This is a genomic window from Halalkalibacter okhensis (assembly GCF_000787375.1).
Classification (GTDB): Bacteria; Bacillota; Bacilli; order Bacillales; family Bacillaceae_D; genus Halalkalibacter; species Halalkalibacter okhensis.
The window spans coordinates 63,030-86,282 of the sequence record NZ_JRJU01000004.1 but is presented as its reverse complement, the minus strand read 5'-3'; the positions used below and the strand labels follow the sequence as shown (position 1 = coordinate 86,282).

Genomic DNA, 23,253 nt, shown 5'->3' with positions numbered 1-23,253 from the left:
AAAGGAGGCTTTCACAATGGCGAAAAAAATGCCAGAAATCGGAGAATATCAATACGGATTCTCAGACAAAGATGTTTCGATTTTCCGTTCAAAGCGTGGGTTAACGAAAGAAATCGTTGAAGAGATCTCACGCATGAAAAGTGAACCGCAATGGATGCTTGACTTCCGTTTGAAATCATTAGAACAATTTTATAAAATGCCAATGCCACAATGGGGTGGAGATTTAGCTGAGTTAAACTTTGATGACATCACGTACTACGTTAAGCCATCAGAGAAATCAGAAAAATCATGGGATGAAGTACCTGAAGAAATTAAAAATACGTTTGATAAGCTTGGGATTCCTGAAGCAGAGCAAAAGTATTTAGCAGGGGTTTCTGCTCAATATGAGTCTGAAGTGGTTTACCACAACATGAAAGAAGAACTAACTGATTTAGGAATTCTATTCACAGACACAGATACAGCGTTAAAAGAGCATGAGGACATTTTCAAAGAACACTTTGGAACAATCATTCCTCCATCTGATAACAAGTTTGCAGCACTGAACTCAGCTGTTTGGTCTGGTGGATCGTTCATTTACGTACCAAAAGGCGTAAAAACAGATACACCACTTCAAGCGTACTTCCGTATTAACTCTGAAAACATGGGTCAATTCGAGCGTACGTTAATCATCGCTGATGAAGACAGCTCTGTACACTATGTAGAAGGATGTACAGCACCAGTTTACTCAACAAACTCATTACACAGTGCGGTTGTTGAGATCATCGTTAAAAAAGACGCATACTGCCGTTATACAACGATCCAAAACTGGGCTCCAAACATCTTTAACCTAGTTACAAAGCGTGCTGTAGCAGATGCTGGTGCAACAATGGAATGGGTTGATGGTAACATCGGATCTAAGCTAACAATGAAATATCCAGCTGTTGTAATGCGTGGAGAAGGTGCAAAAGGTACGATCCTTTCCATCGCCATCGCAGGAAAAGGACAGCACCAAGATGCTGGTGCAAAAGTACACCACTTAGCGCCAAACTGTTCATCAACCATTGTATCGAAGTCGATATCAAAACATGGTGGTAAAGTAACATACCGCGGTATTTGTCACTTCGGCCGTCGTTCTGAAGGCTCTAAGTCGAAGATCGAGTGTGATACGCTTATCATGGATAATGAGTCAACATCAGATACAATTCCATACAATGAAATTCTAAACAACAACATTACGCTTGAGCACGAAGCGACGGTATCAAAAGTATCTGAGGATCAACTCTTCTACCTAATGAGCCGTGGGATTTCTGAGCAAGAAGCAACAGAAATGATCGTAATGGGCTTCATCGAGCCATTCACAAAAGAACTTCCAATGGAATATGCCGTTGAGATGAACCGTCTTATCAAGTTCGAGATGGAAGGGTCTATCGGTTAATAAAGAAAGAACCTGTAAGAGGTTTTTATGAAGTGTAAAATCGTAGGCATGTCGATTTTAATTTATCTTTGAGTGTAGAAGGCGAACTTTTTAAGTTCGTCTTCTTCTGTTTTTCGGTAATAGAAGGTTCTAGTCTCATCTAGAATACGCTTCTTAAATAGTGTATGGCTGTGACGAAAAGAATAGTGGAACCAGGATCCGGTAGATCAACGAATCGGATCCTGGTTCCGTTAAACTGTGGAAAAACCTGTTGAAATGGACTGAAAGGGTTCCTGTTTCCGTTAAGCGTAGAAAATCAATCTATTAAAAGTCTAAAACGATCAAATAACGGAACCAGGAACCGAAAACATGGTTTGTACAAGAGTTCTGTGGAAAATAGCGGAATGAGGATCCGTGTGTTATACATATCTATTCTGGAGCTGTCGTAAACGCCAGCTCCTTTGACTTCATGTCCTCCAATATTTTATTAAATATGTTAGTTTACCTTTCTATTAATCTGTCAATGATGATAGGGAGGTGAGGGGAATGCTAAAAAAAATAGTTCTATATAGTGTAGCTCTATCAGTAATGTTTGCTTTTTATACCGTGCAATCGGTTAGCAGTAATACCAATACGTTGAATGAATTAGTAGAGATCATGGAAGTCGTAGAAACAAAAGATATGGTTATGAGATCTTGGGACGTGTATGCAAAAGAAGAAAACGTGATCGTTCTAAATGAAGATGAAGTTGAACATGTAATCAAGAATAAGAAAGAGACTTTTAATGGATTTCAATGGACAGAAGAACAGGCAAAAGATCATCAGAAAACAGTTGGAGTCAAATCAAGTAACCATGGCCTAAATGAACGAGTTGTTATTACATCTTATGAGAGCGCAGGTCAGCATTTAGTCAGTCTAACTCATCAAATTTCTGGTGTTGATTGGAAAGCTGATACATTAGAGTTCATTACGGATCAGCTAAATGGAGATGATGTGTATGTTACCGTTCGAGCAACAATGGCTAAAGTTGAAGGGCAGACGCTAGATCAATTAGCAGAGGGATTAATTGATCAGTTTGCTGGAGAAGTGAAGGAAGGAATGACAGAGAGTGAATTTGTTTCAATCTCTGCTTATACAAAAAGCTGGGATAATGGGGTTGCGATTAATGAGACTGATCAAATTAATGTACAAGTAGGTTTGAGGGATTTAGGTCAACCGGGTACAGTTGATGTAACAATAGGTACACCAATTATTACAGCTGAATATTAATAGATAAGAGATAGAGATGAGCTACAAGCTGCACCTCTATCTCTTTTATTAATTCGTTGGCGAAACTGTAAATAAGGATGTTTCATGGTAAAATTAGATGGTCGAGACAACGTAAAAGGAGTGAACACAATTGATCTATATTGGCCTTGCGGGGTGGGGAGATCATGATGATTTGTACATAGGAATGAGCAAGCAATCGAAATTAGAAGTATATGCTGGACACTTTCCAATTGTTGAAATAGATGCCTCCTTTTATGCGGTTCAACCATTGAAGAATATGGAGAAATGGGTTCGTGAAACACCATCTACGTTTCAATTTATTGTGAAGGCCTATCAAGGAATGACAGGGCATCAACGTGGATTTACTCCTTTTGAGACAAAGGAAGAAATGTTTGAAGCGTTTCGAGAGTCGTTAAAGCCCCTAATCAAAAAAGGAAAACTAGCGATGGTGCTTTGTCAGTTTCCGCCTTGGTTTGATTGCAAAAAAGAACATGTTCAATGGATACGCTACGTGAGGGAGCAATTAGATGGGTTACCCGTTTCACTTGAGTTTCGTCATCGCTCTTGGTTTGAGGGCCCGATGAAAGAAAAAACGCTACAGTTTATGAAAGAAGAAGAGTGGATCCATAGCATTTGTGATGAACCTCAGGCTGGCGTTCGCTCGATCCCCACTGTTTTAGAAGCGACTCATGTGGAAAAAACATTAATACGGTTTCACGGACGGAATATTCATGGCTGGAATGATCCAGGTGATGGATCGTGGCGAGACGTACGTTACCTATATCAATACAACGAAGCAGAGCTATTAGAATGGCAAAAAAACATAAACCAACTCAAGGCACAATCCAAAGACATTTATATCATTTTTAACAACAATTCAGGCGGCGATGCAGCCAACAATGCCAAACAACTCATAGAACTACTCGAAATCCAATACCAAGGCCTAGCACCTAGACAACTCGATTTGTTTTCTTGATAATAGAGTTAGCCAAACAGGGCGCCCTTCCCTGTTTGGCTAACTCGAAGCAATGAGCGGAGCCGCCGTAAACGATTTTAAGCTTTTTGAGCGACCTTCTACAAAAAGCGCACGGCGAGAGAAGCCATTGCACATTGTACGCACAATTCAAGAGAACCAGGGCGCCCTTCCCTGTTTGGCTAACTCGAAGCAATGAGCGGAGCCGCCGTAAACGGTTTTAAGCTTTTTGAGCGACCTTCTCAAAAAGCGCACGGCGAGAGAAGCCATTGCACATTGTACGCACAATTCAAGAGAACCAGGGCGCCCTTCCCTGTTTGGCTAACTCGAAGCAATGAGCGGAGCCGCCGTAAAACGGTTTTAAGCTTTTTGAGCGACCTTCTCAAAAAGCGCACGGCGAGAGAAGCCATTACACAATGTACGCACAATTCAAAAAAACAGGGCGCCCTTCCCTGTTTGGCTAACTCGAAGCAATGTTAGGTATCATACAAAAAATATAGAAAGCATCCTCAAGTTTTACAGAAATCAGGTGAAGAAGATGGTATGGATAATATTAGTGATTGTTGGTCTGCTTGGCGGAACACTTGGTAGTTTGATGGGGCTTGGTGGAGGAATTGTGGTCGTTCCTGCATTATTAATGTTAGGTGGGCTTTCTTTTTTAGAGATTACACCACAAGTAGCTGTAGGGACGTCGCTTTTAATTATGATTTTTACGGGCATTTCTGCAACTCTTGCCTATATGAAGCAAGGGAAAGTAGATTATAAGAGTGGCTTGCTCTTTTTTGGTGCTAGTGGTCCTGGTGCGATTATTGGTACGTGGTTGAATCGAGGGTTTGATACAGATTCCTTTCAGATCTACTTAGGCCTATTTATTTTATTTGTATCGTTTATTCTTTTTATTAGAAAGTACTTAAAGCCGCTTCCACGTTCTGGAAAAGGGATACAAAGAACGTATAAGGATGAAGAGGGCATGGAATATACATATGGGTACAGAATAGTTCCAGTTCTCGCTATTGCTTTTGTTGTTGGGATGCTCTCAGGGCTTTTTGGAATCGGTGGGGGCTCCCTGCTGGTCCCAGCTATGATTGTTCTCTTTGCTTTTCCACCTCATTTAGCAGTAGCGACATCGATGTTTATTATTTTGCTGTCAGCGTTAGTAGGATCGGTATCGCATATGATTCAAGGAAATGTGAATGGGATGTACGCTCTAGCTTTAATACCTGGAGCATGGGTTGGAGGAACACTTGGAGCAGCGATTAATCGAAGACTTTCAAGCGAAAAACTTGTTTTTTTCCTTCGATTGATGCTAATTGTGATGGCATTCAGATTGATTTATGAAGGAATGACATCAGTTTAATGTTTGAAAAGGAGGGGACTATTTTGACGATGGAGCGGATTACAATATTCCACTCAAATGATATACATAGTTGTTTTGATCAGTGGTCGCAAATGGTTGCTCATATAAAGAAAGAACGAGATGGCCATACATTATATTTAGAGCTTGGAGACCATGCAGATCGAAGCAATCCGATAACAGAAGCAATGGTTGGAAAAGGAAATATCGAACTCCTGAACGAAGCAAAAACGGATTATGTCACAATTGGTAATAACGAAGGTGTGACGTTTTCTAAAGAGCAGCTTACATCTCTTTATGCTGATGCGACATTTCCAGTTCTACTTGCAAATATTATAAATGCAGATGGGAGCGGCTTGGATTGGGCTAAGCGTTTTGTTATTCATACAATGAAGAATGGGTTGAAGGTAGGAATGATTGGTCTCACGGCACCTTTTCTTCATTTTTATGAATTACTAGGCTGGAAGGCCCTTTCACCGCAAGACGTATTACAAGAGCTTTTACCTCAACTAGAAAAAGAAGCTGATATTGTCATTCTTATGTCGCATTTAGGATTGAAAACGGATGAAAAGATTGCAAATCAATTTCCGGGAATCGACGTGATACTAGGAGCACACACTCATCACGTTTTGCCATCAGGGCTATATATTAATGAAACACTAATTGCACAAGCTGGTAAAAATGGAGCGTTTCTAGGAAGGGTGGATATTCAGTTTGACCGCAAAACACAGTCCATCTACCGGAAAGAAGCGGTCCTTCTGGATGTGAAAAATCAAGATACTGACCCAAAGACAGACGATTTGTTAAAGGAAATGAAGGACAAGGCACATTTTCTCTTAAATGAACCTATCACAACATTACCTCAGGCCCTTCCTGTAAAATGGCAAGAACATACAGACATATGTCAAATGTTGTGTGATGCGGTAACAGAGTGGTGTGGTGAGAAGGTAGGGATGTTGAATGCGGGTGTGTTACTTGATTCATTAGAAAAAGGCATTGTTACAAAAGGGGACATCCATCGCATTTGTCCACATCCTATTAATCCATGTGTCGTTACACTAACGGGGGAAGCGTTAGAGACAACGATTAAGCGCTCATTAACTAGTGAGTTGACTCATCTCGAGTTAAAAGGATTTGGTTTTCGGGGGAAAGTGCTTGGAAAGATGCTTTTTACGGGAATCGAAATCGATGAGATGGAATCGATCCGTATCCTTGGACAACCGTTGGTAAAAGATCAAGTCTACCGCGTTGCGACGCTTGATATGTATACATTTGGATATATCTTTCCTACGATTGCAGAAGCAGAACAAAAACATTATTTTATGCCGGAATTTTTACGTGATGTACTTGCCTGGAAACTAAAGCAAATTTGGACGTAGGATAGCCTCACGCCTTCTGTATTGCTTTCATATCGTACTAATGAGAATGATATGAGAAAGTACCGATAGGAGGAGAGAAGATCGTGTTAGAAATGAACCCCATTCAAATTGAAGGCGAAACATTTATTGCTGTAACGTTAAAATTGCCTAAAACGAATTTTATGGCCGTAACAAATGATACAGGATACATTATGTGCGGAGCACTAGACGTGCATTTATTTAATACGAACCAAAAGCTAATTGACCGCAAAATCGTAGCCGGTCGCGCAGTCGGTGTACGAACAATTGAACAACTATTAGAAGCACCATTAGAATCCGTCACACTAGAAGCAGAGCAACTAGGCATCACCGCCGGAATGAAAGGCAAAGACGCATTATTAAAGATGAAAGCTCGTTAACCAAAAGGGCGATCTTCCCTTTTGGTTAACGAGCGAAGCGATGAGCGGAACCGCCGTAATGTCTTAAGCGATTTGAGTGCCCTTCTCAAAGCGCGCACGGCGAGAGGAGCCATCGCCAATATGATCGCACAGGAAAAAGGAAAAAGGCCGATAGTCTAATTACTGTGTGCTACTAAGGACTTTTCTTAGTAGCTTATTTTTATACAACAAAATTCGATGTATTTTTTGTTTTTTTAGGTGTTCTATTGCAAATTGGAAGGGATTTACTTGCAGAGTGCTCTTTATGATGTAAACTTAGATGAGAAGACAATATTAGAAAAATTGAGATGTTCAATGAGTGTGTGTACCATAAATTGATAATGAAATGACTAATTCAATTGAACGTTCACTAGAAGGAGATGAACATGAGGTTAGTTGCGATCAGATCAGTTACGGCAGGGTCAAAGCTTGCTAAGCCTATCTATAACGATAATGGACAAGTTCTTCTATATGAAGGAGTAGTATTAACAGAACGTTCCCTGACTCGTCTTTATGAACTAGGCATCTCTTTTATTTATATTTATGATGAACGAACAGAAGGAATTGAGGTTGAAACAGGCGTAACGCTTGAGACAAAGAGAAAAGCGATGAAAACAATTAAAGCGGAATTTCAAGGGATCGCTAATCAGATAAAGTTGAAAAAATCACTGAATATGGATCATTTTAATAAAGACTTTGCTACAATCGTAAGCTCTATTTTAGCGGATATCAAAAATAATGATAAAACTCTAACTCTGCTCTCTGATATGTTTGTCTATGATAGTTACATCTTTACGCATTCGTTAAATGTCACCATTTATACATTAGCTCTTGCTGTCGAATTAGGCTTTAATGACAAACAATTGATGGAAATTGGCATGGGGGCATTGCTTCACGATATCGGAAAAATGACGATTCCGGTTGAAATTTTAAATAAACCAGGAAGATTGACCGATGAGGAATTTAAGATCATACAAGGTCATTCAATGGCTGGATTTGAAATTTTGAGAAAAGCCCCTAATATTTCGTTGCTTTCTGCCCATTGTGCTCTTCAACATCATGAGCGTTTGGATGGGACGGGCTACCCTCGAGGTTTACGTTCGGAGGATATTCATGATTATGCAAAACTAATTGCTATTGCAGATGTGTTCGATGCTGTCACATCAAACAGAGTCTATCGAAAACCAATGTTGCCTCATGAGGCGTTAGAATTGTTATATTCAGGTGTGGGGAACCAATTTGATCAAGAGCTCATTCAAGCGTTCAGAAGGACGATTGCCGTATATCCTGTTGGTTTAACCGTTTCTTTAAGCGATGACCGCATGGCGATTGTTGTGAAGCAAAATAAACAATTGAGTACACATCCTGTCGTTCGGATTATTAAAGAAAACGGTGTTGAACTCACGGAAACGTACGACATTGATTTAATGGATCAGTTAAGTGTAACAATCGTTGAAACTGAAGCAACATTAGCTGCATCGACGACATAAATCAATACAACCAACACAACCGATATAACCGACCAAAAAAATCAATTCACCGAAGCGAATTGATTTTTTTAGTTAGAATCCCCATCGTATATACATGGTTAAGGTGCAGCATGGAGTTCCTCCTGCGTCTGACCGAAGCGTAAAGGTGACACCAGTAGGGTTATAAGATGTCTCTACGATAGTTGGTACACCAGTTTCTCTTATGATTCGATCTACGTCAGCATCATCACTAGCTTGTGCCGCGTCCATTAACTGTTTCATTTTCTCTTCGGAAGAAACAAGACTATTAATGATAATGGAACCATGTGTTAACAGTGTTTGGTAAGCAAGCAATGCTTGATTGAACATACTTGTATCAACTGGTGGAAAGGGAGACTCTTGTTGACGGCGGCAATATCGTGGCAGCGGCTTCCTGTAATGAACATAAAACACAAAATCCAATCCCCCTCATACAAAATATTCCCTTAACAATATATGCAGCATTTTCGCTAACGGACCTCTTTAACACTGTGCAGAACGAACGAGGGGTCTGACCCCCGGAAATTATTTCCCAAACTTATGCAGAAAATGTCACATAAAATTATGTGTTAAAAAGATAGTAATAAGTTGTAAAATTGTAGACTTGGCTATACAATAGACAATGTATTGTTTTACAAATAAATTCCTTTATTTGTAAAACATTAAAATTAAAGACGTAAGGGGGAAATTTACATGAAAAAATTAAGTTTCTTAATGATGCTAGCGCTTATGTTAGTACTAGCTGCATGTGGTGGGGCTGATGAAGCTGAGCCAGAGGCAGATGGTGGCGCAGATGCGGGTGAAACAGAAGATGCTGGCGAAGCAGAAGCTGGTGGATTTACAGATATCACCATCATGAGTGGTGGAGAGCAAGGTACATACTTCCCACTTGGTGCTGCTCTTGCAAATAACATTATCAATGCCAATATTGAAAACGTTGACGCAGCTTCATTCTCTTCAGGTGCTTCTGTTGTTAACATCAATGGAATTGTTGACGGAGATGCTGATCTTGCGTTAGTTCAAAATGATATTGCTTTTTATGCAGGCGAAGGAATTCAAATGTTTGAAGATGATGGTGCGTTAGAAGGGTTCCAAGGGATTGCAACGCTTTATCCTGAAGTCATTCAAATCGTTACAGCTGCTGATAGCGGAATTGAAACGGTAGAAGATTTAGTAGGTAAGCGTGTTGCAGTTGGGGACTTAGGTTCTGGTGCAGAAGCAAATGCTCGTCAAATCCTTGAAATTCATGACATCACATATGATGATATTTCTGAAGAATATATGAGCTTTGGGGATGCGGCTGGAAGCATCCAAGATGGCAACGTCGATGCTGCTTTCATCACTGCAGGGTTACCAACTGGTGCTGTAGAAGCACTTAAAGCTACAAAGGATATTAACCTTGTTTCTATTAGCTCTGAGAAAATTGCTGAATTAGCTGCGGAGTATCCTTATTATACTGAGCATACAGTATCTGCTGACACGTACGGTACTGATGGCGATGTTACAACAGCTGCAGTACTAGCAATGTTAGTTGTATCTACAGATATGGACGAGGACCTTGTTTATGAAATAACAAAAGCAATGTTCGAAAACACAGAGCAATTCAGTAACGCTCACCAACAAGGCGAGAATATCACCTTAGATTCTGCATTAGATGGTATGCCAATCGATGTTCACCCAGGTGCACAACGTTACTTCGATGAGCAATAGGAATAAAAAGATGAGCAAAAAGGCATTGCTACTAAGCACTGCCTTTTTGTTCCTTCTAATCATTGTCGTATTATGGAAATTTACGCCAAGTGAGAAACACGAATATTTCTTACAAATTTACCTACCTTATAATGATATAGTTTTTTGGGAAGAAAAGATTCAACCAAATGATACGTTTTATCATGAATACTTACACTCTGTAGAGCTGTCACCTGTAAGAGAGTATTTTACAATAGATGACGAATATAGGATGATTGCTACAGAAAGCTGGACAAAATCTTTTGGGGCTGGACTGCCTTATGAAACAAAGGATCACTTGGAGATTGTAGATGGTTTTTTTGTTATTCAAGATCACCGCGAACTGGAGTATCTCAATATTCTCCCATCCCACTTGTATCCACATAGCTTTTTCTATGGAGAACAGTCAATTGATTTATCAGGTGAATTACATGGCGAGCGTATTCGTATTCAAGTTGTTAAGCATTAAGTAAATAAACGTTGTAAAGGAGTTGAACTTATGTCAAAAAAAGAAGAAATTAGCTATCAGGCGGATCCTGAAGTCGAGAAGAAAGTAAACGAGCTTGCTGGTAGTGACCGTTCAGTAAGAGGCTGGATGGCTTTATTAATTTTAGCGCTTGCCATTGTAATGTCGGTCTACCATCTCTATACAGCTGGCTTTGGATTAATGCCGGGGGTCGGAACACGTTCTCATATGATCATCCATCTAACATTTGGACTTGTTCTTGTCTTTTTAATCTTTCCAATTAAAAGGGGATTAGGACAGACAAAAATTGTTTGGTATGATTTTATTATTGCACTCATTGCCTTATTTATTGGGTATTATCTTTATGCAAATCAAACGGCAAATTCGATATTAACTGGTCGCATGACCGATATGGATAAGATTGTTGGAATCGGATTGTTGATCCTCGTACTTGAAGCAACGAGACGAGTTGTAGGAAAGCCTCTTGTAATTATTGCGGGGATCTTTATTGCCTATTTCTTTTTGGGTCATCACTTAAACCCACCATTTAGACATACGAGAGCCAATTTTGAAAATTTCATTTATGAAATGACTTATACCACTTCAGGGATCTTTAGTACACCATTGTCGGTCTCTGCTGTGTATGTTTTTATTTTTATTTTATTCGGAGCGATCCTTGAAGCTACTGGTGCGGGAAAAATGTTTATTGACCTGGCACTTCGGGCGTTCGGGGAGTACAAAGGGGGACCTGCAAAAGCTGCCGTTGTATCATCAGGGATGCTTGGGTCCATTTCAGGAAGCTCTGTTGCCAATGCAGTAACGACGGGAACTTTTACGATCCCATTAATGAAAAAAGTAGGATTTCGTCCACAAACAGCAGGGGGAATTGAAGTTGCTGCTTCATCAAGTGGTCAATTACTTCCGCCAATCATGGGGGCTGCAGCCTTTTTGATGATCGAGTATACACCTTATTCGTATGCAGAAATTATCCGTTCAGCGGCTATTCCTGCAATACTAAGTTACATTGCGATTTTATTTATGGTTCATATTGAGGCATCAAAACTTAATATTAAAGGTTTGCCGAAAGAAATGCTTGTTTCAGCAAGAAAAACAATGATTCAACACGGGTACCTTATCTTACCAGTCATTGTTCTAGTCTATTTCTTAGTACAAGGGAATACAGTGCCTAATGCAGCCTTCTTCTCCATTGTGATTTTGCTTACACTTGCAGTATTCACACATCGTTTCCGAGAGAAGATTGGCCCAGGGATAGTCATTGCGGTGATTTTAGCAGCACTTGCTTATGCAATGCATTTTGTTTTAGATTGGAACATTGAAATCGCGGTTATGGTAACAATTGGAGTATTTATTGCTTTATTTGTCGTCTTGCTTCAAAAAAGCTTCAAAGTTGATGCAGCACCTGTCCGTTTTGGGATGCGTGAGCTATTAGCAGGCTTCGAGATGGCAGCGCGAAATTCCTTAACCGTTGTTGTAGCGTGTGCAACAGCAGGGATTTTAATTGGAGTCATTAACTTAACAGGTTTATCGGCAAAGTTACCGATTATTATTGTCGGGTTTGCAGGGGATAATTTGTATCTTGCCCTTGCCTTTACTCTTGTGGCATGTTTAATTTTAGGGCTTGGTTTACCGACAACAGCAACATATGTAATTCTTGCAGCGATGGTTGCACCAGCTCTAGTTCAAATGGGTGTTCCAATTATGGCAGCTCACCTATTTGTTTTATATTATGGAATTTTGGCGGATGATACACCACCAATCAACTTGCCTGCATATGCGGTTTCAGGGATTGCCAACTCTGAGCCGATTCGAACCGGTGTTCAAGGCTTTAAGTTTGATTCAGGTGCATTGCTTCTTCCTTTTGTTTTTGCGACCAATACAGTCATTCTCTTACTACCTGAGAATGCAGGCCTATATTCTTGGCCGGTTGTTGCTCAGAATATTTTTACAGCATTACTTGGAATCATTGCGTTTGTTGTGTTCATTCAAAACTTCTTCCTTGTGAAGCTGCGTTTTTATGAGAGAATCCTTGCTTTAGTTACCGCACTCGTATTCATCCATGGTTCATGGGTCACAGATACGATTGGAATTGCGCTATTAGCCTTGCTTATTGGTATTCAATATATGCGCAAGAAGAAAGCTGATAACGAAGGACAAACAGCGACAACGTAAACCGTTTAGAGGGCTAGCTCTTTTCTTGAAGAGTTAGCCCTTTTTTTATTGAATCTGTTAAAATAGACATAGGAATTCATCAGAAATGAGGGAAGAAACAAATGAATCAAGCAGATAAAACGTATTTAGATTTATGCAAATACATTCTAGAAAATGGAACAAAAAAAGAAGATCGAACGGGCACGGGAACGATTTCAATTTTTGGTTATCAAATGCGCTTTAACTTACAGGAAGGATTTCCCCTTCTTACTACGAAACGTGTGCCATTTAAGTTAATTGTCAGTGAACTGCTTTGGTTTTTGAAAGGAGATACGAATGTCCGTTATCTTCTTGAGAATAACAACCATATATGGGACGAGTGGGGATTTCAAAAATGGACTGAGTCCGATGAATATAAAGGACCTGATATGAAGAATTTCGGGCTTCGCAGTCAGCAAGATGAAGAATTCAACGTACTCTATCAAGAGCAGTTAAAAATATATCAAGATAAAGTATTAAACGATGATGAGTTTGCTGCAAAATTCGGAGATTTAGGAAATGTGTATGGCAAGCAGTGGCGGAGTTGGGAAGGAGCAGACGGAAAAACATATGACCAAATACAATATATTATAAATGAAATTAAGCGTAACCCTGATTCACGTCGATTGCTATGCAATGCTTGGAGTGCTTCTGAATTAGACAACCAGCAGTTGCCTCCTTGTCATTACGCCTTTCAATTTTATGTTGTAGATGGAAAGCTAAGCTGTATGTTTAACATGCGTTCAAACGATGTGTTCCTAGGTCTACCATTTAACATCGCTTCTTATGCGGTATTGACTCATTTGATTGCACATGAATGTGGGTTAAAGGTAGGAGAACTGATTTATACAGGGGCAGATGTTCATATTTACTCTAACCATATTGAGCAAATTAACACACAACTAGAACGCGAGCCTCGCAAATTGCCTACCATCAAACTCAATACAGAAAAAGAGAGCATCTTTGATTTTGAGCTAGAAGACATTGAATTAGTTGGTTATAATCCGCACGGTTCGATTAAAGCGCCAGTGGCTGTTTAAACAGGGGCGAGGTTATCAAAATGAGCGATCTGTATATAATAAACGTAACTCTCATTCCATCGAGGGAGTCTCAAGGTTAAATACCTTTGAGGCTTCCTCTTTTTATTCTTAAGAGTGTTGTAAACTAGGTGTGATATGGCGAAAATGAAGGGGGAGATGTGACTGTAATATCACTAGACAAAACAGACCTTTTTTAAAAAGGGGACAAATTTCTTTCAATGTTTACATGAAGTGTGCTGTTTGGTTGAGATTTCTGATTACTCGTTGGTGTATTTTTCATCGATTGAATTTTTTTCGCTATTTGGAACTTTTTAAGCATAGTCCTTCCTCTTTCACTGCGAGTTTGTTTTATTATTGTCTGTATAGAAAGGAAAAAAATACAACAAAAGTGCCTGTATAAAAAAACGACCGTAGTGGCCGTTTTTCTTATAAACGTAAAGATGAACTACTCATTGGTCGAAAGTTCGCTAAGTAATTGCCTTGACCGCTTTGCATTGCCCTCTGCAAAATTTTCCAACCTTGTTTTTAAAACATCATTATCGTGAATACGCTCAGCAAGAATTAAATAATTTCGCATCATTTCTTCTTCTTGTTCAAGGCTTGATTTTAATGCATTCATCACATGGTCAGAGAATAAGGCGTCTTCCCTGTCGCCATCGCGATCGTAATCCATATTATGGTTCATATTTACACCTCCTTTAAGCTTTGGTTCAGATATATTTATTATAGGTGAGTACCAGAAATGAAAAAGAAAGCATTTTTAGTCTTTATTCGCGTTGTCCGTCATCCGCCAGTTAATAATGCCAATCACTAAAAATAGAAAAAATAAGGCGATATAAACACGCAAAGACCAGGTTCCAAAATCTGTAAAGGCTAAAAAAAGCCATAATAGTGCGGCAACAAAATAAAAATAGCTTCCAACTGGAATCTTTTTCATCGCGTCCTCCTTATTAGAAGACCTCAAGAAAGGATATATATAGTAAATAGGTGAGGTCTATTCATGTTCCTATTATTATTTTTAGAGGAAATTCATGTTCTTATTCTTTTTTCTTTATAAGATCATTGTGGGTTAAAAATATGTCGGTAATTGTAGGACGATTCTTATAGGGAAAATGAAAATTGTGACGAAATAGTGTACAGGAAGAGAGGAGTGGTGAACATGGAAAATCATAAAGAATTCACTGTAAAAAATCATTACTTAGTAGAAATCAAGCAAACAGGTGAAGCAGTCAAAGACAATTTAAAGGCTTGGAGTTGGGATATTTACATTGCCATGAATGAAGACCAACAATATAGAGGGAGAGCTTTAGCTCCTGGCAAAGGCGTCGAGATACCGTGGACTGAATTAAGCAAGAGCGATGTACTAGAAGAAATGATTACGATTTGTGAACAAGAGATGCCAAAATATTTATAAGGAAGGTGGTTCTTTGACTTATAAAGATCCACCACACACCAAACGACTAGGTCTTCCTAGCGTTTTTTTATTTTACGAGAGTCGTATAGAACCTGCTGGTAATTGAAAGAGGGAGCAATGGGCCACATTTGCGGCTTTTTAAACTAGTCTTGCAAACAAATTGAATCTTCTACTATAAAAAGAATTATTTGGTTATTTATACAGACATAAATTAATCTCCTACTGTATGTGTGAAGACATGTTACTCAAATCACAAACAATAGGAGAAAACCCCACTAATGACTCATCTCAAATTGGCCCCCTAGGCATCTTAGATTCTAGTGAGGTGAAGTTGCCTAAAAAGGCAGGAGAATGGGCGTATTGTTCTAAAACCAAAAATGCGATCAAAGTGCACCTTGTCTTATCTAATGACAATGGAGCTCTTCATCCAGAACAGTTCGTTTTATCAACAGCGGCCTATGCAGATCATGAATTGACCGACTATCTCATGAACATCAAATCTTTGACCTATGTGATGGATAGAGGTTATCTCAACTATTCACATTTTACAATATACACATGTAAAATAAATACATTTAAGGACAAAAAAGTGAACCTAGCAGGGGAATGACACGGAGACTCCTGCGGGACCAGTGACCCACGTGTGAGACCCCGCAGGCGACAGCCGAGGAGGCTCACCGGGCACCCGCGGAAAGCGGAGTGTCATTCCCCTGCGGCTGGTTCCCCATCGACTTATGTAAGAAAATTCCTGTTTTCTGCAGTGCTAGTGGCTTTTTTATTTGATGAAAGAGGTCAAACGACATGGTTTCGGATGGCACCAAAAATAGAAGTCCAACCTATTTCAGTGCCACTAGCATTTAAAAGCTTTCTTGTTGACTTACGACTTTGAGTAGGTCATGACAAAGTGGAGGACAGTTGTCTCATTTGTAGGGTTTATATAGGTATGCTCCTTATCCCCATTAAATTTAATCGAGTCGTATTCAAACAGGTGGAATGGTTCATCATCGATTTTGATGATCATTTCTCCGCACATGACTGTAACATATTCTACGACACCTAATTGATGGGCACCTGGGTGGTATTCACTTTTGGGTTTAAGGAATGCTCTGTGAATTTCACTTGATCCGAATGTCGAAATGTCAAACATCGGCTCTAATGTACAGGCTTCATTAGCACTTACAACTTTATTTCCTTTATGTTTACGTGAAATCTTGATCTCATTGTGTTCATTTAACAAAAGAGATATCGGAATTTCAAGACCGTTGGCGATTTTCCAAATGACAGCTAACGAAGGGTTTGCTTCACCGCGCTCAATTTTTCCTAAAGTAAGTTTGCTAACCGTAGTGACATCAGCTAATTGTTGCAAGCTTAGTCCACGTTCTTGCCTAATTCTCCTTAAGGTTAATCCAACTTGTTTCGCTAATGTTTCCGCATCTGTTTGCTGTGATTTCTCCAAAGATTATCCCTCCTTTTTTCCTTTGATTCCTTGATCAGCTGTTTCCTAAAATATATAGGTAGATTTTTTCCGAAATTAGGGGTATATTATAGTTAACTATTAGTATATTATAATATAACTGTTGCTCGTTTGGGAAGGTGAGAATATGAAGGAAATTATGCTTGGATTATTTGCTGCGATGTTTTTTGCGGTTACATTTATCCTGAACCGATCAATGGAATTAGCGGGGGGGAGTTGGATGTGGAGTTCATCATTACGGTTTCTATTTATGCTCCCCTTTTTGTTACTTATTGTTTTGTTTCGGAACAATATTAAACAAACGTTTGTTGAAATCAGAAGGAATCCGATTCCATGGTTTGGTTGGAGTTTTGTTGGGTTTGTTTTGTTTTATGCACCAATCACGTATGCAGCTGCCTATGGGCCAGGTTGGCTCGTAGCTGGAACTTGGCAGTTGGTAATTGTAGCAGGGACGTTGTTGGCTCCGCTCTTTTTTGAATCGGTTCAAACAAACGACGGAATTCAAAAAGTTAGGCAAAGGGTTCCATTGGGAGCGCTTTGCATTTCGTTAATGATCTTGCTTGGTGTAGCGCTCATGCAACTACAAAATGCAAATAGCGTATCGCTGCAAACAGCACTGATGGGTGTTCTTCCTGTCATGCTTGCAGCGATTGCGTACCCACTTGGAAACCGAAAAATGATGGAAGTTTGTAACGGGCGACTAGATACATTTCAACGTGTATTTGGAATGACATTAGTCACCATTCCTTTTTGGCTTGTGCTAAGCTTCGTTGCCTTTATTCAGGTTGGAGCTCCTTCGTCTGATCAAGTCCTGCAATCCTTTATTGTTGCCATTAGCTCAGGTGTTATTGCAACGACGTTGTTTTTTATTGCTACGGACAGGGTAAGAGGAAACCAAAAGAAGCTGGCAGCTGTTGAAGCAACCCAATCGACTCAAGTCCTTTTTGTTTTAATGGGGGAAATCGCTTTGCTCTCAACTCCTTTACCAAATGGAGTAGCAATGATCGGGATGAGCCTTATTGTGATTGGAATGCTTTTGCATAGCTATTTCACGAAAAAAATGAAAACAAAACAAACACCTATATCACGAATCCAAAAAGAACAAAGTGTATAGACCAAATTGGTTAGAGAAAACGCCTAGAGTAAAGCTGAACTCTGGCGTTTTCGCTTTGTTCCTATAAAGGGTTACTGTAGGACTTTTTCTAACTCAGCAAACCCAATTACTTTTAACGCTTCAATCTCTTCATCAGAAAATTGCTCTTGCAATTTCTCCACGATTTCATCGCGCTTTTTGTCATCAACGCCATTTCTGACACTACTAAAAATGCTAATTAATTCAGTCAGTGAAAACCTCTCTAATACAGCTTCAATAGCCTCATCTCTATTAGAAAAAACGAGGTCGTCACTTGATACCTCTGTATTAGCCTGTTCGTTTGATTCATCGTCATAGAAAGTGTCTGTTTCCTCATTTAATGAGCTAGAGGATTCAGATTTTGTTTTCGTTTCCTCTGCCATTTGATGTTCATGATTGTATGCACTTTCTTGTTCGGGTGTTTCGTTGGAACTGTGATAAAAGCCTAAAAAACTAGGAATCGCAACACAAAGAAAAACAAAAAATACTCCGAACATAATTGCTTTAATCATAGAATCCTCCTAGTTAAATTGGATGTTAAGCAATAATAAGGCTAGCCCTTTAAAAAGCGATTTAGTGCATTAAAAAATAGTCAATTTCTTAAGTAAAATAGATACTCAAACGTACAACCGAATACAAATGAATAAGCTCTGTGTTGGCTTTGTGTGAAAGACAGCTCGTTAAGCCCTAATCAACTAGATGCTTCTTTTGTTATCAGTGTAGTCATCATTGCTGATTTTAAACAATGAATACATGAGCAAAGTTCCTCGTTTGAAATTTCCGTAAACTGCCAAGACTAATACAACTAGGAGGTTGGTTCAATGGAACAGTATGATGGAAACATATTTGTCGGGTTATTTTGGGGAATTGCGTTAAGTATTCCACTTTGGCTATCCATTGCAGGCTGGATAAAATGGCTTCCTCGAATCTTCTAAAAGGACTTTTCCTGTGGCCTACTCACTCATTCTATTAAAGCAAGTAGCAATATGGTAAGATATTACCAAGAGAAATACGTCATTTTGGGACTTTGATGAATGGAGTGGGTTTGGGTGATATTGGTAACAGGTGGAGCAGGTTATATTGGAAGCCATACATGTGTAGAGCTTTTAAATGCAGGTTATGACATTGTCGTTGTGGACAATTTTTCAAATAGCAAATATGAATCAGTTGATCGGATTAAAGAGTTAAGTGGACAGGATTTCCCGTTTTATGAAGTAGATTTGCTAGACAAGGCTGCTTTAGAAAAGGTTTTCGTTGAACACAATATAAAAGCGGTTGTTCACTTCGCAGGCTTAAAGGCGGTAGGGGAGTCAGTTGAAATTCCACTTCATTATTATCATACGAATATTACAGGTACATTGGTTCTTTGTGAACTAATGCAAGCATATGGTGTTAAAAACATCGTCTTCAGTTCTTCAGCAACGGTGTATGGTCTGCCGGATCGTGTACCCATTTTAGAGGATTTCCCGCTTAGTGCTACGAACCCATACGGTCGTACCAAACTGATGATTGAGGAGATTTTACGAGATGTGTACGTGTCAGATAAAGAATGGAGCATTGCATTGCTGCGTTACTTTAATCCAATTGGTGCCCACCATAGTGGTCGAATTGGAGAAGATCCTAATGGAATTCCAAATAACTTAATGCCATTTATTACCCAAGTGGCTGTAGGAAAGTTAAATGAGTTAAAGGTATTTGGGAACGATTATCCGACAGTAGACGGTACAGGAGTGCGAGACTATATTCATGTCGTAGATCTTGCCAAAGGGCACTTAAAAGCACTTGAAAAGATCGTGACAACTACAGGGGCACACGCTTATAATCTTGGGACAGGAAATGGCTATAGTGTCATTGAGATGGTTGAAGCTTTTAAGAAAGCTTCTAATCGTGACGTACCCTATTCAATAGTTGAGCGCAGACCTGGTGATGTGGGTATTTGTTATGCTGATCCTTCTAAGGCAAAAGAAGAGTTAGGCTGGAGTGCAGATAAAGGAATCGAAGAAATGTGTGCTGATTCGTGGAGATGGCAAGAAAACAATCCAGACGGATATAAATAAAAATGAAAGGGTGTGTCCTAAAGAGTCTGTTTTTGACCTTTGGGGACACACCCAATTGTATGTTATAAAAATGTGTTGTGGTTCCCTTGTTCAATTTCAGAGCATATAAGTAACCTCAACTCTTCTTCTGTAGCTTCATATAATTGACGGCCATCAGGCATTTTGAAAAATTGATTTTCTAAAAGGGTATCGATAATTTGTTCTTTATCGATATGAGACAATGTTTTAAAGGACATACGAACACTCCCCTTTTGGCAAAATAGTACCGAAATAAGTTGTAAGCGTTTTCATTTATAATTATAAGTTCTCATGTATGTCATTGTCAACCTAGAAAAAGGAAAAATAGGTAAAATGGGTTAACGGCAATAAAAAAGAGTGAGAAAGAAAGACTATTATTAACAAATGCGATAATGTCGAAACAATTCGATTTGACCTTTGGTACATCAATCATATTGTCGGATGAGAAAAATATGATACGATAAAACAAAATAGCATAGCAGGGAATAAAAGGAGAGTATACATATGATTTCATTTGTTGTTGCAATGGATCAAAACCGCGTAATAGGAAAAGAAAATCAGTTACCATGGCATCTTCCCGCGGACCTAAAGCATTTCAAAAAAGTGACGACAGGCCATACTATTGTGATGGGAAGAAAAACATTCGAGTCGATTGGGAGACCTTTGCCAAATCGAAGAAATGTTGTGTTAACAAGGGACGAGCAATATGAAGCAGAAGGCTGTGAAGTTGTAAATACGATTGAGGAAGTACTATCGATAGCAAGAAAGGAAGAAGAGTGTTTTGTTATTGGTGGAACGGAAGTATTTATGCTTTTTTGGGATCACGTTGACCGCCTGTATGTCACATACATTGATGAGAGCTTTGAAGGAGATACATTCTTTCCGGAAATCGATCGAGCTGAATGGGAGATCGTTGGTGTGGAAGAAGGAGTTGTTGATGAAAAAAATCGGTATCGCCATGAGTTTCGTACGTATGAGAGAAGGGAAACTAAACAGTCCCGTTAAGTGGTTGAAATTGACATTGCTAATATAGAAAAAACATGATAACATCCGTAATTGGTAATTAAATAGAGGTGCCTCATTGTTACGATGAGGTAGAGGCGCGATTGCTAATAGTAGCTTTTCTGAGGATGACAACGTTGAGGAAAAGAGAAAGGGGCCGTCGCCGAAGTGGAAGTAGAGGTCAGGATACTTTTGCTGGATCTGTATTGAATAAGTGCAGAGCTGTCATAACTTGGAGCAAACTAAGTTATGGAGGACTACCATGATTATGGGGATTCACGCGCGGATGTTAGGCGATAGTGGGTTATCCACTATCGCTTTTTCTATAGGGAAGGAACCGAAGCACGTGGTTTCTTGAAACTCCACTTCTTTTTGCGTTGGTGTGGAGAACCCATAGTTGTCTTATTCTATTGTCGTTAGTCCTTCATCTATGTAACTACCATACATTTTTAGGAGGTATCATTATGGAATCATCTATTTTATCTTTAGTTCCTCCCATTTTAGCTCTTGTGATGGTTATTCTTACGAGAAGAGTCCTGTTATCACTAGGTACAGGTGCTATTGTGGGGGCGTTAATGGTTAATAACTTTAATCCGCTTGATGCAGCAGCGAATATTTATGGAATTGTGATGGGGATCATCTTTGACTTTGATGTGGAACATGTCACATTCGGTTCAGTGACTCGTGCCATCATTGATGAAGGATTTGCCATAAATACATGGGAATTTTTTATTGTGTTATTCCTATTATTGCTAGGCATGATGGCGGCACTTATTACCCGTTCAGGCGGAAGTAGAGCATTTGGAGAGTGGGCGATGAAACGCGTGAGAACGCGGGTAGGAGCACAATTACTAACAGTTGTTCTTGGACTAATTATTTTCATTGACGATTATTTTAATAGTTTGACTGTTGGAAATGTAAGTCGTCCGCTAACGGATCGACACCGTATCTCTCGTGCTAAGTTAGCCTACTTAGTCGATTCAACGGCAGCACCGATGTGCGTCATTGCGCCTATTTCAAGTTGGGGAGCTTACATTATCGCGATTATTGCAGGGATATTTGCGACGCACTCTGTTACTCAATATGAAGCGCTGCAAGCCTTTTTACTTATGGTTCCAATGAACATTTATGCATTGGTTGCGATTGGACTTGTTTTAGCCGTTGCATGGTTCAATCTTGATTTTGGTGCGATGAAGGCGCATGAAGAACGTGCGAAAAAAACGGGTGAATTGTTTAATGCAAACTTGGGTCCGATTCCTGGATCGCAAGATGATATTTTAGCAAGTGAAAAAGGTAAGGTTGGCGACTTAGTATGGCCAATCGTTGCGTTAATTGCAGGTACTGTGTTTTTTATGGTCACAACGGGTATTGAGGGAACAGAAGGCGATGTTACGATTTTAACGATCTTTGAGAACACAGATGTTGCATCAGCTCTTGTGTATGGTGGATTGTTTGGCTTAGCGATTGCACTTATTTTGAATGTGTTTAAGCCAAAATCAGGTACAGGTCTAGGAACTTCATTGGTCATCGGGATGAAGTCGATGCTTCCAGCAATTTACATTTTGTTCTTTGCATGGACACTTATTTCGATCATTGGAGATTTAGGGACGGGAACCTATTTAGCATCACTTGTGGAACAGTCAAATCTGCATCCAATGTTCTTACCAGTGATTTTGTTTATTATTGCTGGTTTTGCGGCATTTTCAACAGGGACATCTTGGGGAACGTTTGGCTTGTTACTTCCGATTGCAGGTGAGATGGCGGCAGTAATTGATATTACATTAATCTTACCGATGATGGCGGCGGTGCTAGCTGGTTCGATCTTTGGTGATCACTGCTCTCCGATTTCAGATACGACGATTCTTTCTTCAACAGGAGCAGGAAGTCATCATATTGATCACGTAGTTACCCAGCTTCCATATGCGTTAATTGCAGCTGGCATTACCGTAATCTCTTATCTCGTATTAGGATTTACCACCAGCGTAGTACTAAGTTTAGTGGTCGCTTTTGCACTACTTGTTGCAACAGTCATCGTTTTAAGAAAATGGAGTGCTAATGCGTAAGTAAGATGAAGGGTCAGCTTCTAACAAATAGAAGTTGACCCTTTTGTTTTAAATGGCTGTTTTTCGCATTCTTTGTTGTTTTTATGGATTAGGTGGAAGCAACATGTTTGTTCACCTGCGCTCCAGCCACTGGCAAGGTCACTGAAAAAGGTGAAAGTCGTGAGGGCACTGAAAAAGTCGTTTTTTTCTTTTGCATTGCCTTCTTTGCGCTATTTCCCCTAGTTTCTTTTGATCGTTGAAAAGTAGGGAATTTCTATCTTTCCTCTCAACAAGCGGACGGGATGGGGGACCGACTCCTGCAGGAGGAAAGGGCAGGTTGAAATCCACCGGCGCAGCCGGTTAGTTCAACGCCCTCCTGC

At 39.6% G+C, this 23,253-nt stretch carries 23 protein-coding genes and 1 riboswitch; of the genes, 17 read left to right on the top strand and 6 right to left on the bottom strand.

The annotated features are described in order from the left end of the window. Window positions 1-16: 16 nt before the first annotated feature. The 7 genes from sufB (at window position 17) to LQ50_RS04715 (ending at window position 8,274) form a co-directional block, all read left to right on the top strand. A complete protein-coding gene (gene sufB / locus LQ50_RS04745) occupies window positions 17-1,414 on the top strand; it encodes a Fe-S cluster assembly protein SufB (protein ID WP_034626648.1) in 1,398 nt (465 codons plus the stop codon). Window positions 1,415-1,939: 525 nt separating this feature from the next. Further along, window positions 1,940-2,662, top strand: a complete 723-nt coding sequence (locus LQ50_RS24235) for a YwmB family TATA-box binding protein (RefSeq protein ID WP_052144592.1) — start codon at window positions 1,940-1,942, stop codon at window positions 2,660-2,662. A gap of 130 nt (window positions 2,663-2,792) precedes the next feature. Next, window positions 2,793-3,638, top strand: a complete 846-nt coding sequence (locus tag LQ50_RS04735; RefSeq protein ID WP_034626646.1) for a DUF72 domain-containing protein — start codon at window positions 2,793-2,795, stop codon at window positions 3,636-3,638. Between the two features lie 535 nt (window positions 3,639-4,173). Then, a complete protein-coding gene (locus tag LQ50_RS04730) occupies window positions 4,174-4,992 on the top strand; it encodes a sulfite exporter TauE/SafE family protein (RefSeq protein ID WP_034626644.1) in 819 nt (272 codons plus the stop codon). A 29-nt stretch (window positions 4,993-5,021) separates the two neighbouring features. Next, a complete protein-coding gene (locus tag LQ50_RS04725; RefSeq protein ID WP_034626853.1) occupies window positions 5,022-6,368 on the top strand; it encodes a bifunctional metallophosphatase/5'-nucleotidase in 1,347 nt (448 codons plus the stop codon). A gap of 92 nt (window positions 6,369-6,460) precedes the next feature. Next, window positions 6,461-6,766, top strand: a complete 306-nt coding sequence (locus tag LQ50_RS04720; protein WP_373279168.1) for a YunC family protein — start codon at window positions 6,461-6,463, stop codon at window positions 6,764-6,766. Between the two features lie 404 nt (window positions 6,767-7,170). Next, window positions 7,171-8,274 carry an HD-GYP domain-containing protein gene (locus tag LQ50_RS04715; protein ID WP_034626641.1) on the top strand — a complete coding sequence of 368 codons (1,104 nt, stop codon included), beginning with the start codon at window positions 7,171-7,173 and terminating at the stop codon, window positions 8,272-8,274. A 72-nt stretch (window positions 8,275-8,346) separates the two neighbouring features. On the opposite strand, the gene LQ50_RS04710 is transcribed toward LQ50_RS04715, so the two are convergent. Further along, window positions 8,347-8,706 (bottom strand): YuzC family spore coat inner layer protein, encoded by a 360-nt coding sequence (locus tag LQ50_RS04710; RefSeq protein ID WP_034626640.1) that lies wholly within the window; start codon window positions 8,704-8,706, stop codon window positions 8,347-8,349. 279 nt (window positions 8,707-8,985) lie between these two features. Between LQ50_RS04710 and LQ50_RS04705 the strand changes: the two genes are divergently transcribed. The 4 genes from LQ50_RS04705 to LQ50_RS04690 all read left to right on the top strand — a co-directional run bounded on the left by LQ50_RS04705 (window position 8,986) and on the right by LQ50_RS04690 (window position 13,734). After that, window positions 8,986-10,002 carry a TAXI family TRAP transporter solute-binding subunit gene (locus LQ50_RS04705; protein ID WP_034626639.1) on the top strand — a complete coding sequence of 339 codons (1,017 nt, stop codon included), beginning with the start codon at window positions 8,986-8,988 and terminating at the stop codon, window positions 10,000-10,002. Between the two features lie 10 nt (window positions 10,003-10,012). Continuing rightward, a complete protein-coding gene (locus tag LQ50_RS04700) occupies window positions 10,013-10,489 on the top strand; it encodes a DUF1850 domain-containing protein (protein ID WP_034626638.1) in 477 nt (158 codons plus the stop codon). Between the two features lie 30 nt (window positions 10,490-10,519). Further along, the gene (locus LQ50_RS04695) at window positions 10,520-12,676 is read left to right on the top strand and encodes a TRAP transporter permease (protein WP_052144590.1); all 2,157 of its coding nucleotides are present in this window, start codon (window positions 10,520-10,522) and stop codon (window positions 12,674-12,676) included. Between the two features lie 101 nt (window positions 12,677-12,777). Further along, a complete protein-coding gene (locus tag LQ50_RS04690; RefSeq protein WP_034626636.1) occupies window positions 12,778-13,734 on the top strand; it encodes a thymidylate synthase in 957 nt (318 codons plus the stop codon). 445 nt (window positions 13,735-14,179) lie between these two features. On the opposite strand, the gene LQ50_RS25715 is transcribed toward LQ50_RS04690, so the two are convergent. Together LQ50_RS25715 and LQ50_RS25325 are read right to left on the bottom strand one after the other, a co-directional pair. Then, entirely contained in the window at window positions 14,180-14,419 is a 240-nt protein-coding gene (locus LQ50_RS25715) for a hypothetical protein (protein ID WP_034626634.1), read from the bottom strand. A gap of 75 nt (window positions 14,420-14,494) precedes the next feature. Then, on the bottom strand, window positions 14,495-14,671 hold the full coding sequence (locus tag LQ50_RS25325) for a hypothetical protein (RefSeq protein ID WP_161784653.1): 177 nt from the start codon (window positions 14,669-14,671) through the stop codon (window positions 14,495-14,497). A gap of 222 nt (window positions 14,672-14,893) precedes the next feature. On the opposite strand from LQ50_RS25325, the gene LQ50_RS04680 reads away from it, so the two are divergent. Together LQ50_RS04680 and LQ50_RS04675 are read left to right on the top strand one after the other, a co-directional pair. Next, window positions 14,894-15,148, top strand: coding sequence for a hypothetical protein (locus tag LQ50_RS04680; RefSeq protein ID WP_034626632.1), 255 nt, complete (start codon window positions 14,894-14,896; stop codon window positions 15,146-15,148). Between the two features lie 238 nt (window positions 15,149-15,386). Beyond that, window positions 15,387-15,758 carry a transposase gene (locus LQ50_RS04675; protein ID WP_034626630.1) on the top strand — a complete coding sequence of 124 codons (372 nt, stop codon included), beginning with the start codon at window positions 15,387-15,389 and terminating at the stop codon, window positions 15,756-15,758. A gap of 267 nt (window positions 15,759-16,025) precedes the next feature. Here the strand turns inward: LQ50_RS04675 and LQ50_RS04670 are convergent, their stop codons facing one another. Beyond that, entirely contained in the window at window positions 16,026-16,604 is a 579-nt protein-coding gene (locus tag LQ50_RS04670) for a helix-turn-helix domain-containing protein (protein WP_034626629.1), read from the bottom strand. 145 nt (window positions 16,605-16,749) lie between these two features. On the opposite strand from LQ50_RS04670, the gene LQ50_RS04665 reads away from it, so the two are divergent. Then, complete coding sequence (locus tag LQ50_RS04665) at window positions 16,750-17,736, top strand: DMT family transporter (RefSeq protein ID WP_034626627.1); 987 nt, start codon at window positions 16,750-16,752, stop codon at window positions 17,734-17,736. A gap of 71 nt (window positions 17,737-17,807) precedes the next feature. Here the strand turns inward: LQ50_RS04665 and LQ50_RS04660 are convergent, their stop codons facing one another. Beyond that, entirely contained in the window at window positions 17,808-18,266 is a 459-nt protein-coding gene (locus tag LQ50_RS04660; protein ID WP_034626626.1) for a hypothetical protein, read from the bottom strand. Window positions 18,267-18,803: 537 nt separating this feature from the next. On the opposite strand from LQ50_RS04660, the gene galE reads away from it, so the two are divergent. After that, entirely contained in the window at window positions 18,804-19,811 is a 1,008-nt protein-coding gene (gene galE, locus LQ50_RS04655; protein WP_237563649.1) for a UDP-glucose 4-epimerase GalE, read from the top strand. 62 nt (window positions 19,812-19,873) lie between these two features. Here the strand turns inward: galE and fbpA are convergent, their stop codons facing one another. Beyond that, window positions 19,874-20,047: a Fur-regulated basic protein FbpA gene (fbpA, locus tag LQ50_RS24845; protein WP_084138624.1), complete on the bottom strand. Its 174-nt coding sequence runs from the start codon at window positions 20,045-20,047 to the stop codon at window positions 19,874-19,876. Between the two features lie 286 nt (window positions 20,048-20,333). Here fbpA and LQ50_RS04650 point away from each other — a divergent pair, with 286 nt between their 5' ends. Both LQ50_RS04650 and LQ50_RS04645 read left to right on the top strand, forming a co-directional pair. After that, window positions 20,334-20,834, top strand: a complete 501-nt coding sequence (locus LQ50_RS04650; RefSeq protein ID WP_034626623.1) for a dihydrofolate reductase — start codon at window positions 20,334-20,336, stop codon at window positions 20,832-20,834. Window positions 20,835-20,916: 82 nt separating this feature from the next. Further along, window positions 20,917-21,099, top strand: a riboswitch (Lysine riboswitch). Window positions 21,100-21,295: 196 nt separating this feature from the next. Beyond that, window positions 21,296-22,894 (top strand): Na+/H+ antiporter NhaC family protein, encoded by a 1,599-nt coding sequence (locus LQ50_RS04645; RefSeq protein ID WP_034626622.1) that lies wholly within the window; start codon window positions 21,296-21,298, stop codon window positions 22,892-22,894. Window positions 22,895-23,253: the final 359 nt, after the last annotated feature.